Source organism: Thiocapsa sp. (genome assembly GCF_011390875.1).
Lineage (GTDB): Bacteria > Pseudomonadota > Gammaproteobacteria > Chromatiales > Chromatiaceae > Thiocapsa.
In genome coordinates this window covers 1-12717 of record NZ_JAABRP010000148.1, presented here as the reverse complement: position 1 = coordinate 12717, position 12717 = coordinate 1, and the positions used below count along the sequence as shown (strand labels likewise).

Here is a 12717-nt window from a genome sequence, read left to right as displayed (position 1 = left end):
ACCCCTGCAGGCACACGCCGACTGCGCAGGGTCGCCAAAGCCTGCGAGCGGGTTGGCCAACGGGTTCAGAAATCCGTCTTTGAGTGTCAGGTGAATCAGATGCAATTCGAGGAACTGGAGCGTACGCTGCTGGCGGAGGTCGACCTTGAGAAAGACAACCTTCGTTTTTACCGCCTGACCGAGCCCCATGAGCTGCGAGTCAAGCAGTACGGTGTCTTCCGTTCTGTAGACTTCGACGGCCCCCTCCTCGTGTAATGCGCGAACCCCAAGTGACGCCAAATCCCCGGCAGGTTCGCGCGCACCCTAATTGACTGATGTTAAAGGAGATCGAGATCCTGCGCGACGGCTTTCAGAAGCCAGGACTTGCTTGCCTTGTCGGGATCGCGCAAGCTGCTAATGTTCCATTGCGAAATCAATCGATTACCGCAACGGAGTATCGCCCGGTCGAATGACCGGGCGTGGATTGAAAGGATTGCGTGACCGTCTTCGGCGACAGCAATGCGCAGGCCTTGCTCTTAACTCCGGCCATCTTGGCACGTGGCGCAGAGCGCCAGGGGCATGCGTGACACCGCAGAGCGGGTGTCACGAGCGACTGATATTTTGGGTGGCCGGTCTTGCGAGGGAGGCCGATGTGTTAGGTGGACGGTCTTACGAGCGAGGCCACATCTACCGAGCCTTTGCCCGCCGCTTCAACCAGACCTCCAGCCCCTGCGCATTGAGCTCGGTATCCAAACTCAGCAGCTCGGCGATCGCGTCGTCCGACAGCGCGACGCCGTGGGCGCGCGCGCCGGCGACCAGATAGGCACGCACGGCGCTCTTGATGCGGGACTCGCGGTCCGGGTCGTCATTTTCCTCCTCGGCGAGTGCGATGTCGGCGAGGGCGCGGATGCTGGCGCGCAGGTCGTCGACCAGATCTTCCGGGTGTTGGACCCGGCCGTAGTGGGTGAGATACATGGCCTGTGGTGCGTAGGCCATGAGCTTGTCGAGGCTGTCGAGCCAGGCATCGGGATCGAAGGCGACCGGGGTGGTCGGGGCGAACAGCCAGGGGCCGGCGGCGGTGTCGAATTCGCGGTAGGAGATGCCGAAGGTGTCGCCGGTGAAGAAGGCGCGGCTGGTGTCGTCATAGATGCAGCCGTGGTGATTGGCGTGGCCGGGTGTGTCGATGAACTTCAGCGTCCGGCCGGCGAGATCGAAGGTGTCGCCGTCCTGCGCGATGATGACGCGCTCTTCCGGCACCGGCGTGAGCGCGCCGAAGTCACGCGCGAAGGCGTCCTCGCCGTAGACGGCGGTGGATCCGGCGGTCAGGCGGCTCGGGTCGATCATGTGGGTCGCGCCTTTCGGGTGGATCACCATGCGCGCGTTCGGGCAGGCGGCCATCAGGGTGCCGGCGCCGCCGCCGTGGTCGAGGTGGACGTGGGTCGGGATGACGTAGTCGACATGCTCCGGGGTTAGGCCCAGGTCGGCGATCACGCCGAGCAATCCCGGAACCGAGTTGGCGGCGCCCGTGTCGATGAAGGCAATCCGGTCCGCGGAGCGCACTAGATAGCAGGCGGCGAGGCCGTGCCGGTAGAGACCGGTTTCGAGGCAATAGATACCGTCGTCGATGTGTCGGTAGGGTGCGGGTGCGGTGGACATGCGCGTGCGTGCTCCGATTCGAATCGTATGCTTAGGATGGGCGACGAGTCTAAACCAAGCGCCATCTTGATGCAGCGCAGCACCCATTGGGGTCAGGGTTTGTATCGGTTAACGTCTGAGATCCCATCGATTTTTTCCGTATAAGGGGCTTCCGGCATGACGTAAGCTTCGCCCACGTGCGGCCTCGGGATTTCGGCCCGCTTCGTGTGAAGCTGCAAATGGGTTGGAAATCCATTGATGGACCAACTCGTACCGCGGCACGATCGTGCGGTCTCGGGATGCGCCCGAGGTGGCTCTGTCGGCACGTCGGCCTTTGCACCGGCCCCGGGCTCAACCCCCTTGCCTTTTTCGGAAACCTTGTAGAATCTTAGCGCCTCGCTCAGTCTTCGCTCAGGGTCATGTTGCTCGGGACCTGAAGGATTGCCGACCCGCGGGTCGGCCGATGCAGCAGTTCCGGACAGCCGCCTCGCCGGTTTCCATAACAATATCGGAGGAATCAGGATGGACAACACTGCCGTCGCGGACGAACCGCGCCACGTCGACCCTCGCGTCAACAAGATCACCCTGGATCACCCCTGGCAATGGCTTGCCAAGGGCTGGCAGGACATCAGGACAGCACCTGTCTATAGCCTAAGATACGGCGCCATGATCGTGCTGCTCAGCGGCCTGATCGTCTGGCTGACGGTCGTCGGGCATTTGACCTTCTTGATCCCTTTCTTGACCGCGGGCTTCTTCCTGATGGCCCCGTTCTTGGCGATCGGGCTCTATCAGATGAGCGCGCACCTGGAACGTGGGGAGCCGGTGGACCACTGTCAGGCACTGGAGGCATTCAAGCGCAATCAGGGTCAGTTGGGGATCGCGATGGGGTTCCTCCTGATGACGATGCAGCTCTGGATCCTGGCATCCGTGTTTCTCTTCATCATGATGTTCAACGATCCCTTTCCGCCGTTCTCGCGCTTTATTCCGGTCGTTGTCCTTTCGGGCGAGTATATGGGACTCATGCTCGCAGTGATTTTGGTCGGCGCCTTTTTCGCCATCTGTGCCTTCTGCATCAGTGCCATTTCGGTGCCGATGCTCATCGATCGTCCGGTCGACGGCTTCACCGCAATGCGCACCAGCGTCCGCGCGGTGGCCCTCAATTGGCTGCCCATGCTGCTTTGGGCGGCGCTGCTGGTCGGGATCGTGGGGATCGGGCTTCTGACCTTCTATATCGGGCTCTTTATCGCCGTTCCCTTGGTGGGGCATGCGACCTGGTATGCCTATCGGGATTTGGTGCCCAGAGACTGAGTGATTCCGGCCACCGTTACGTGGCGCAGAGCGCCACGGGGCATGCGTCACTCGGCGGAGCGGTGTGATGTGCTCCTGACGAAGAGCTTGGGCGGGCAGAGCGCAACGAAACGGGTCTTTTCCGCGCCGCGACCCGGATTGGGCGTCCGAGCGGTGAGGATGGGTTTCGCTGCGCTCTACCCATCCTACGGTTTTGGTTTTTTTGAGTTTTCCTGATCGTCCTAGACCGTGTCGGCGAGGATCTCGCTGATATCGACGAGGGCGATTCAACCCCGAAACTGCGCATGAGGCCCCGCGACGCGGTCTAGCCGGGCTCGAATCGATAGCCGAGTAGCTCGACATCCGCGGCGAAGTGTCGCGCGACCAGTTCGGCGGTGGCATCCGTGTAATAACCCCGATAGTCCTTGCTGCGGTCTGTGGCCTTGCGCGCATGCGGCAGTGCAGGGGCGGGGATCCCGATGCGCGTGCAGGCGATTGCGAAATCCTCGTGCAGGCGCTCGTAGCGACCGATGAAGTCGACGATCACGGCGCCGTGCAGGTCGATGAGGTAATCGCTCTGCAGCTCGATCGAGGTGTCGACGTGATACTGGTAGGGCCGCTCGGGGTCGAGCTTCCAGCGCAGGAAGGGCTCGAACTCGGTGTGGCCGCCGAGATACTGGGGTCGTTCGCGCCGGATGTGGTGAAACGAGCTGACCTGAAGGTCCCAAGGGTTGCGCACGAAGGCGAACTTGAAGAGCCCGTCGAAGACCTCCTTGGGCAGCATCTCTTTTGCGGCGATCGCCTTGGCGTGACGGGGCAGCTTGGTGGCGATGCGGTGCCCGCTGAGATGGCTCAGTCGGCTGCACAGGAACATGGACCAGTACCAGGGGTCTCGCCAGCGCAGCCCTTCCAAGGCGGCGCGCACGCTGGTCCCGCCGGTCTTGGCGATGTGGACGAAGAGAAAGCGATATTTGGGCGAGAGCAGCATGGTGTCGGGTCAGCGCGGTCGATAGGCCTGAAGGCGGTCGTTGATCACGCTTGGCGTGAGATCCGCCCTCCGGGGTTTGAAGCCGGAGGAGGCGGCGTCACTCCGACCGGGGTGTCTTCTTCTTCGCACGCGGGTGGGCCTGGTCGTAGACCTGCGCGAGATGCTGGAAGTCGAGATGGGTGTAGATCTGGGTGGTGCCGATATCGGAATGGCCTAGCAGCTCCTGAACCGCGCGCAGATCGCCCGATGACTCCAGCAAATGGGTCGCGAAGCTATGACGCAGCAGATGCGGATGCAGGTCGCGTGTCGCGCCTTGGGAGCGTGCCCATTGGGCGATACGCACCTCCACCGTGCGCGGGTTGATCCGCGTCCCGCGGCTGCTGACGAAGAGCGCGGGCTCCCCGGCCGCGGCCAGATTGGCGCGCACTAGCATCCAGCGTTGGACGGCTTCGCGGGCCTTGATGCCCACCGGCACGCGCCGGGTCTTGGACCCCTTGCCCAGCACACCGAGCTCGCCTTCGGCCATGTCGATGTCGCCTACATTGACCGAGACCAGCTCGGCGAGCCGCAGGCCCGACGAGTAGAACAGCTCGATCATCGCCTGATCGCGGATCGCGAGCAGATCATCGTCGGCCGGATGGTCCAGCAGACTGCACAGCTGATCGGCGTCGAGTGTCGCCGGCAATCGACGGGGACTCTTCGGCGCTCGGACCCCGACGGCCGGATTGGATCCGGCGAGCCCCTCGCGCAGCAACCAGCGATAGAGACTGCGCAGGCTGGACAGCTCGCGCTGCAGCGTCTTTCCGGAGGCGCCGCGACGGTGCCGCCAGGCGAGATACTGGCGCACGGCTTGCTCGTCGAGCTTCTCGATGGCGAGTGATTCGGCCTCGCTCAGCCAAGCGTTCAGCCGCTCGAGATCGCGACGGTAGGCGACCAGTGTCTGCTCGGACAGCCGGCGCTCGTGGGCGAGATGGCCGAGGAAGGATTCGATCAGGTCGCCCGATGTGCTCATGTGATAGTGGTGAGTGGTGAGTTAGAGATGCGGGCTTCGGCGGGGGCGCGATCTGAAGTTCTAAATATTTCATCATCCTAAATCGCGTCGACTCCGACGCTTAAGGATCTGGCCGAGGCAGATCCAATCCAACAACGATGCATATCGCTTCGGACGCGATTTAGTTCGTCTCGTCGCAATGCCCCAACGGCACGACACGCAGCTTCTGTCCGAGGATCTCGCCGAGCCGGTCGAGCAGCTCGGTGCCCATGTCCGGGCGAAAGCGCTCGGCGTTGTGACTGCCGATCGCCAGCACGCCGGCATGCCCGTCCGCGCGGATCGGCACCAGCGCGGCCGATCGAATCTCGGCTCCCGCCTCGCCGAAGAGGATCTGTGCCTTCTCGCTGTTGAGCGGCCCGCACAGGGCATGGTGGCGATCGATGTAGTCGCGAAACGCCAGCGTCAGCGGATCCGCGCGCGAACCGCCTTCGTCCTCGGTCTTGAAGAGCTTCAGCGTCATCGCCTCGGCCGAGAACTCGCTCAGGAGCGCATCCTTGAGCAGGGCGCAGATCTGCTGCGAATCCTGCGCGGCGATGAGTTTCAGGACCAGGTGATGCAGCCGGCCCGACAGGGCATCGTACTCGCGTGCCCGCGAGATGAGATGCGTGAGGCGGTGACGCTCGGCCTCCAGCTGCTTGCGCAAGACACGTACCTGCTGCTCGATCAGAGAGACTGCGGCCCCCGAGTCGTGGGGGATCTCGAGCGCCGCCAAGACCTTCGGATTGCGGGCGAAGAAAGTCGGATCGTTCAGGAGAAAGTCGATGACCCTGGATTCGATCTCCGGGTCTTCGATTGCGACGGGCGCGGGTTCGATGGGAGTCATGCGCGAAATCTCCCTGCTGGGGTGTTGTCGGGCCTCGCGATCTCGGCCAGACCTGCGACGGTCTGTTGGTTTTCGTGGGCGCGGCCCGACCTGAGGCGGCGTCTCATAGTGCGATCTCGCCGTCAAAGACCTGTACCGCCGGTCCGGTCATCCACACGGACTCGCCGGGTCCGTTCCACGCGATCAGAAGATCGCCGCCGGGCAGGCTGATCCGAACCCGCGTGTCCACTAGGTCGCATTGGCGGGCGTGGACCATGGCCGCGCAGGCGCCGGTGCCGCAGGCCAAGGTCTCGCCGGCGCCGCGCTCGTAGACGCGCAGGCGCAGATGATCGCGGGAGAGTATTTGCATGAAACCGACATTGACCCGTTGGGGAAAGCGCGGGTGGGCTTCGACCAACGGACCTAGGCGCGCGACCGGAGCGTTGTCCAGGTCCTCGACCAGGATGACGGCGTGCGGGTTGCCCATCGAGACCGCGCCGATGGCCAGTGTCTCGCCCGCGACATCCAGGTCATAGGTGAGCGCTTGCCGATCCGCCAGAAAGGGGATCCGCTCGGGCGCGAATTCGGGTGCGCCCATGTCGACACGGACCTGAGCTGCGTCCTCCAGATAGAGTCGGATCGGGCCGGCGGCCGTCCCGACCGGGATCTCGTCGTGATCGGTCAGGCCGCGGTCGCGCACGAAGCGGGCAAAACACCGCGCGCCGTTCCCGCACTGCTCGACCTCGGAGCCGTCGGCGTTGAAGATGCGGTAGTGAAACTCGGTGTCGGGCAGGCGCGGCGGCTCCACCAGCAGGATCTGATCGCATCCGATCCCGAAGCGCCGATCGGCGAGCCGGCGGGCGAGTGCGGGGTCGATCGCGATGGGGCGCGCGGTGGCATCCAGGACGACGAAGTCGTTGCCCAGGCCCTGCATCTTGCTGAAGGCGAGTCGCATCCCTTCACTCACCCGGCAGGCGCCCCGAGACGGCCAGATGGCGGTCGCTGACCACGCCGACCTCGAGCCCGTCGAGCCCCGCGGCGGCCAGCTGTTCGGCGACCTCCGCCGGCTCGAAGGCGGCGAAGAGCGAGTTGCGGAAGTCATCGCGCAAGACCTTCGGCTCGCCGTCGGCATAGGTCGATACCAGCGCCTCGACCCAACCGGCCGAGGCCGGTCGCATCAGGTCCATAATCAGCACCAAGGCACCGGGCTTGCCGGTCTCGATCAGGGTTTGCCACAAGACCTGCGGGTCATGCAGATGATGCAGCAGGCTGTTGGAGATGATCAGGTCGTAGCCGCCCCGCTCCAAGGCCGCGGAGGGGATCTGGTCGCGGATCAGTCGGCACCGCTTGGCCACGCCGGGCAGCGCATCGAGCGCGGTTTGGGCGAGATCGAGCATGGGTTGGGAGCCGTCGAGTGCATCGCAGGTCGCCTTGGGCCAGGCGCGCAGGAAGCGGATGCTGATGTCCGCCGGCCCGCAGCCCAGATCGAGTGCGCGCGCGCCGTCGAGAGGACCTGGGTCGAGCCGGCGCAGCAGTTCGATGAAAAGCGTGTTGGATTCGTTGAAATCCGCTTGGGCATAGGCGAGCGCTTGCTCGTCGCTGTCCATCAACTCGGGTTCGGGACGGCGTTTCATGACGGCAGAACGGACTCCCCGGCGTAAAGGCTCGCGACGGTCTCGCGCTCGCGCACAAGATGCACTTGATCGCCGTCGACCATGACCTCGGGCACGCGCGGGCGGCTGTTGTAGTTGGAGCTCATGGTGAAGCCGTAGGCGCCCGAGCCGCGCACGGCGAGCAGGTCGCCCTCGCGCAAGGCGAGCTGTCGGCCCTTGCCGAGAAAGTCTCCGGTCTCGCAGACCGGGCCGACCAGGTCATAGCGGGCGGGCTCGGCGTCCGTGTTGTGCATCACCGGCACGATGTCCTGAACGGCCTGATAGAGCGCGGGGCGCACCAGGTCGTTCATGGCCGCGTCCAGGATCGCGAAGTGACGCTGGCCGTTTTCCTTGAGGTATTCCACGCGGGTCAGCAGCACGCCGGCATTACCGGCGATGGCGCGGCCGGGCTCCAGCATGATCTCGTAGGGGCGATCGCCGAGCAGGTAGCTCATGGCCGCGGCATAGGCGGCGGGCTCCGGGGGATGCTCTTCGGTGTAGCGGATGCCGAGTCCGCCGCCGATGTCGAGATGTGCGATCGGGATACCGATCTCGCCGAGCCGCTCGGCCAAGCTCAACACGCGCCCGAGTGCGTCGATGAAGGGTGCCAGGTCCGTGAGCTGCGAGCCGATATGACAATCGATGCCGGTCACCCGCAGGTTCGGCAGCGCCGCGGCCCGGACATAGACCTCCTCGGCCGCGTGGATGTCGATCCCGAACTTGTTCTCCTTCAGACCGGTAGCGATGTACGGATGGGTCTGGGCATCGACATCCGGATTCACGCGCAGCGAAACGGGCGCGATCACACCCATCTCGCCGGCGATGCGATCGAGCCGGACCAGCTCGGACTCGGACTCGACGTTGAAGCAGCGGATCCCGACCTCGAGTGCGAAGCGGATCTCGTCCTCGCGTTTGCCGACCCCGGAGAAGATCACCTTGGCCGGGTCGCCCCCGGCGGCGAGCACGCGCTCGAGCTCGCCGAGCGAGACGATGTCGAATCCCGAGCCCAAGCGCGCCAGCACATTGAGCACCGCCAGATTGGAGTTGGCCTTGACGGCGAAGCAGACCAGATGCGGATGGTCGCGGAAGGCACGGTCGAAGGCGCGCCAATGGCGCTCCAGTGTCGCGCGGGAATAGACATAACAGGGCGTACCGAAACGCGCGGCGATGTCGGCGAGCGGAACATCCTCGGCATAGAGGACATCGTCGCGATAATTGAAGTGATCCATGCGGTCTCGGGAGGCTCTCGGCTATAGTTTTGATTGGGGGGTGATCGGGGGCGATCCGGCTAGGGCCTGTCGGGTGGTGCGGCCGAGTCGGGAGGCGCAACGGGGGCGCTCGGGACATCCGAGCCGATCTCGGCTGCGGGCGCCGAAGCCTCGACGGCCGGCGGCTCGGGAAGATAGAGCGGACCCTTCTGACCGCAGGCCCCGATCATACTCGCGATGCCCAGCACCGTGACGAGGAGGTAGAAGGCTGTTCTGGCCCAGCAGTGCATGCGTGCCTCGTGTGGGTCGGTCCCATGACGATCGGGAGTATAACCGGACTTGATGTTGGCCGGGCGGCTCCCCCGGGAGCCGCCCGACCAACATCAAGGTGATTTGCGGGAGCGGGGCGCTCTCCGCCGACGGTGGGTTGTGCCTCGCACGGCTCGGCACAACCTGACTACGGCGCGGCCCGGAGGTTGTGCTGACGTCAGGAAGCACAACGCCCGCCGACGGTTGGCTGTGCCTTGCACGGCTCGGCACAACCCACGGCCTCTGATGCTTCGATCGGACTCAACGCCCCTCGGCTGCTTTCGCCTCCTCAGGGACGACCCGGAAACGCGCGGCGGTTGCGCCGTCCTCGGTCTTCAGCCAGAGCTGCTCGCCCTCGATACGGTAGCCTCGCACCATCCCGAGCGCCGCGGCATAGGCCGCGGCCTGCTCGGCGACAGCCTGCGGACCCCGGCAGGCCATCCGGGTGGTGGCGATGGGTCCGATCATGAGCCGATCCTCGTCGAGGGTGTAGCCGCTCATGTAACGGTTACAGCCGTCGGAGCCCGAGAGGGTGCCTTGCGCGGTCAGGGCCAGGGTGATCTCGGTGCCCTTCACCGTCGAGACCAGCGCCTCCTTGCCGTTGTTGTAGGTGTCAAGCCGCCAGGTGACGCCGACCAACGGGGTTTCGGCCAGCGCTTCGAGCAGAATCAGGACGGCGCCTTCGGCATCGAGCAGCTCCAAAGTTTGGCCAGCCTGTCGAAAACCGGCCACGGCGGCGAGATGCGCCGTGATCGCCTGGTCCAAGGCCATCAACGATTCCTCGCAGGCCATCATGGTCATGGCCATGCGCGGGTCGATCGTCAGGCGGTCTTCCTCGAGGGTGTAGCCGCCCGAGAAGCTGTTGCAACCGACGTTGCCCGAAACGCGCCCATCGGCGAAGGCGACTCGCGGCGGCACTTCGCGGGGCTCGAAGAAAACGAGATCGGCCCCGGCATCATCCTCAGCGTCGGAGCGATAGGCGAGGATTCTCCACGGCGTCGCGTCGATGGCGGGCACGGTCGTCTCGGTGCCGTCCACGGGCGGCGCGTCGGTCGCAAAGGACGGCGCGACCATGCCGATCAGGCCGAAAAGGACCAGGGTTCGAAGGGCTGACATGCGCGAGATCCTCTGTGATTCTGGTGGGTTGGGTCAGGGTTTGTGCGTCGATGTATTGAGTGCCGAGCACCGTGCACCGGCGTGGAACATGCCCCGTCGATCGGTTGAGTGCAGCGTGACTCGGGCAGTGTAACCCTGCCCGTAAGACCTGCCGAGTCGTCGCGGAAAACGATCTCGGGGAACCCGAGCGAATCGCTTGAGCCGTGACCCGGAATCGGCTTAATCTCCGGGTTCGCGGGAGCGGGCTCACAGATCCCGGCTCACGAACCCCGCCCCTACGAGGGCAAGCCGGCAAAACGAGGCGCGAGGTGGATCCGATCCATGACAGGGCCAACGTCCGAGACACCGATACAGACGGATTTACGCCCGTGAGGACGGTCGCGCGCCGGTGCGCACTCGGATGCCGACTCTTCGTCCTGCTCGCCGGAACGGTCTTGACCGTCCCGGCGGCGGCCATCTCCGATCCGCTCGGTTTGGAGGAGGCTCTGGAGACCGCGTCCGGCCACCCGCGGGTCGCGGCCTCGCCCGAGATCGCCGGCCTCCTGCCCCGTCGCCAATCGCTTTACCTGGACTGTCAGCGTCTGGCCTTTCGCAGCTCGAGCGTCGCAGACCCCGAGCGAAACCGCCCGCTCGAACCCCTGATCAGTGCTCGGGACGTGCATCGCCTAGAGATCATGGAGCGCTTCTTCGACGTGCTCCTCGCCGATCTGAGCTTCTCCACCGAGAGCGAGGCCATGGCGGTCGCCTACATCCAGTTCGACCGCGCATCCGTGCGCAACGAGCTCGGCCAGATCTCGCCGCTGCGTGTTCTGGAGCTGGAGTCGGTCTATCAGGAGATCCTGCACCGCCGGGCCGCGAGCGAGATCAGCCAGCAGTTGACGCGCGCACTGCTCGCACAGGCGCTCGGCAATCCGGCCGATCTGCCGCGCAACCTACTGCAGCCCACACTCTCGATGCCGCCGGAGCCCCCGCCAACCCTGGACACCATCCTCGCAAAGGCGGTCGAGACCCCGATCGTGCGCGACTTGATGGCCGGCCGCTCGCAGGCCGACCGGGATCTCATTCAGATGGAGGTCCGCCAGCAGGCGCTAGAGCTGCTGTTGCGTCTGCGCGCACTGAGCGCGGCGGAGCGCAACCTGCGCATCGAGTTGGCCTGGCGCGATTTGAAGCTCGACGAAAGTCGCACACTCTATGAGCAGGAGGTGACCGCCGACCTCGGTTACTCCATGAGTCAACAGACCCAGACCCGGCAGCAGAGCCAACGGGTGAGCTTCTGCCGCGCACTGGTGTGGGCGGAGCTCGAGGCCCTTGCCGGGCAGCCCCTCGCCGAAGCGGCAGACGGAGAAGAGAATCAATGACGAAACAGGCGTGGATCATCGCACTCGGCGTGCTCATGCTCGCCACGGAGGCCTTTGCGGCCGAGGAGCTTAAAGGCTGGCTCGAATGGGTGCATGAGGTCGAGATGCGCGTGCTCGAAAACGGCGTGGTCGACGAAGTCCTCGTCAGCGCCGGTCAGCATGTCGTGAAAGGCGATCTCCTCTTGAGGATGGATCAGCGCGAGGCCCAAGCCAAGCTCCTCGAGGCCAAGGCACGCGTCGCCCGGGCGCGCGTGGAGGTGGAGAAGGCCGGGCGTGATCTTACCCGTAGCCAAGAGCTGTTCGATCGCGGCTTGATCGCCATCGAAGAGCTCAAGGACGCCGAGCTTGAGCAGCTCGCCGCCACGGCGGAGGAGGAAGCGGCGAAGGCGGCCGAGGCCACGGCCGAAGTCGCACTCGAGCACACCGAGCTGCGCGCCCCCTTCGACGGGATCGTGGTCTCGCGCAAGGTCTGGAACGGGGCGGTGATCTACAAGACCATCCAGCAGGAGCCCCTGATCGTGATCGCGCCGGACGATCAGATGCTCGCCCGCGCCCTCGTCACCGCCGGCACCTTGCGACGCTTCAAACCGGGCCAGCCGGCACGCATCAAGATCGACGGGGCGATGCGCGACGGGCGTGTCTACAGCCTCGGCGTGCAGGCCGTGCGCGTCGAGCTCGAAGGCGCCGTCTACTATCTCGACATCATCTTCGACCGCCGCCCGAACGAGTTGCTGCGGCCTTCCGAGACCGTGCAAATCGTTTTGCCCTGAGCACGCAGCACCGCGGGCAAATCGATGCTTGAGCACGCCTTCCCTAACCCAATCAGACCCAGTTGCCGATCGAAGAATACGAATCTAGACGGGCGGTTGCCGCAAACTGGCGGGTGCCTCAATGACCTATCGGATACGGGTAGGACAGTATCGCGTAGTGTACAGGATCGAAGACGACCGCCTGATCGTCTAGATCGTCCGCGTCGGCCACCGGAGCTCCGTCTATCGAGCCTGATTCCCTTGCGCAGTGCGGGATTACAAGAGGTTAAGGACGCGCGCAAGAGCGCTTTGGAGTGGTCTGGCCATAGCGTCAACTCAGCCCTGAGACCCAGGATTACAAGTTCCCCCGCCTCTGTCGTCGAATAGTCAGGGCAAACGAACCCGTGTTTGCCACGCGGAAACCGTGGTCTCTCTCGGGTTGTGCCGCGTGGTCTTGAGCTAGCGCTGTGCGGCCGGGGGATGAACGCATCGGAATCTCAATACGGTGCGCGTGGGAGCCAAACAAGGTGCCGCTGATCGGCTTGCGGTTACGCACCCTTTATCGCATGATGAACCGCACGAT

General features: G+C 64.7%; 14 protein-coding genes. 5 read left to right on the top strand and 9 right to left on the bottom strand.

Going from position 1 to position 12717, the window contains the following annotated elements:
• Positions 1-255 (top strand): CRISPR-associated endonuclease Cas2 (gene cas2, locus GPT33_RS12705; protein ID WP_296809496.1); only part of this gene is annotated, 255 nt, incomplete at its 5' end.
• 411 nt (positions 256-666) lie between these two features.
• Here cas2 and GPT33_RS12700 read toward each other — a convergent pair.
• A complete protein-coding gene (locus GPT33_RS12700) occupies positions 667-1635 on the bottom strand; it encodes an MBL fold metallo-hydrolase (protein ID WP_296809493.1) in 969 nt (322 codons plus the stop codon).
• Positions 1636-2136: 501 nt separating this feature from the next.
• Between GPT33_RS12700 and GPT33_RS12695 the strand changes: the two genes are divergently transcribed.
• On the top strand, positions 2137-2922 hold the full coding sequence (locus GPT33_RS12695) for a DUF2189 domain-containing protein (protein WP_296809492.1): 786 nt from the start codon (positions 2137-2139) through the stop codon (positions 2920-2922).
• A gap of 304 nt (positions 2923-3226) precedes the next feature.
• Here the strand turns inward: GPT33_RS12695 and GPT33_RS12690 are convergent, their stop codons facing one another.
• From GPT33_RS12690 to GPT33_RS12655, 8 genes are all read right to left on the bottom strand, one after another.
• Positions 3227-3889: a sulfotransferase family 2 domain-containing protein gene (locus GPT33_RS12690; protein WP_296809491.1), complete on the bottom strand. Its 663-nt coding sequence runs from the start codon at positions 3887-3889 to the stop codon at positions 3227-3229.
• Between the two features lie 97 nt (positions 3890-3986).
• Complete coding sequence (xerC, locus tag GPT33_RS12685; RefSeq protein ID WP_296809490.1) at positions 3987-4901, bottom strand: tyrosine recombinase XerC; 915 nt, start codon at positions 4899-4901, stop codon at positions 3987-3989.
• A 160-nt stretch (positions 4902-5061) separates the two neighbouring features.
• The gene (locus GPT33_RS12680; protein WP_296809488.1) at positions 5062-5763 is read right to left on the bottom strand and encodes a DUF484 family protein; all 702 of its coding nucleotides are present in this window, start codon (positions 5761-5763) and stop codon (positions 5062-5064) included.
• Positions 5764-5866: 103 nt separating this feature from the next.
• A complete protein-coding gene (gene dapF / locus GPT33_RS12675; RefSeq protein WP_296809485.1) occupies positions 5867-6697 on the bottom strand; it encodes a diaminopimelate epimerase in 831 nt (276 codons plus the stop codon).
• 4 nt (positions 6698-6701) lie between these two features.
• Complete coding sequence (locus tag GPT33_RS12670; protein ID WP_296809483.1) at positions 6702-7376, bottom strand: class I SAM-dependent methyltransferase; 675 nt, start codon at positions 7374-7376, stop codon at positions 6702-6704.
• Positions 7373-8623 (bottom strand): diaminopimelate decarboxylase, encoded by a 1251-nt coding sequence (gene lysA, locus GPT33_RS12665; RefSeq protein ID WP_296809481.1) that lies wholly within the window; start codon positions 8621-8623, stop codon positions 7373-7375. Before lysA ends, GPT33_RS12670 begins: the two co-directional genes overlap by 4 nt.
• Positions 8624-8682: 59 nt before the next feature.
• Entirely contained in the window at positions 8683-8892 is a 210-nt protein-coding gene (locus GPT33_RS12660; protein WP_296809479.1) for a lipoprotein, read from the bottom strand.
• Between the two features lie 280 nt (positions 8893-9172).
• Positions 9173-10027: an META domain-containing protein gene (locus GPT33_RS12655; protein ID WP_296809477.1), complete on the bottom strand. Its 855-nt coding sequence runs from the start codon at positions 10025-10027 to the stop codon at positions 9173-9175.
• 308 nt (positions 10028-10335) lie between these two features.
• On the opposite strand from GPT33_RS12655, the gene GPT33_RS12650 reads away from it, so the two are divergent.
• The 3 genes from GPT33_RS12650 to GPT33_RS18905 all read left to right on the top strand — a co-directional run bounded on the left by GPT33_RS12650 (position 10336) and on the right by GPT33_RS18905 (position 12348).
• Positions 10336-11385, top strand: coding sequence for a TolC family protein (locus tag GPT33_RS12650; protein WP_296809475.1), 1050 nt, complete (start codon positions 10336-10338; stop codon positions 11383-11385).
• Positions 11382-12155, top strand: a complete 774-nt coding sequence (locus tag GPT33_RS12645) for an efflux RND transporter periplasmic adaptor subunit (protein ID WP_296809473.1) — start codon at positions 11382-11384, stop codon at positions 12153-12155. The genes GPT33_RS12650 and GPT33_RS12645 overlap by 4 nt, the downstream gene beginning before the upstream one ends.
• 121 nt (positions 12156-12276) lie before the next feature.
• The gene (locus tag GPT33_RS18905) at positions 12277-12348 is read left to right on the top strand and encodes a hypothetical protein (protein WP_363929330.1); all 72 of its coding nucleotides are present in this window, start codon (positions 12277-12279) and stop codon (positions 12346-12348) included.
• Positions 12349-12717: the final 369 nt, after the last annotated feature.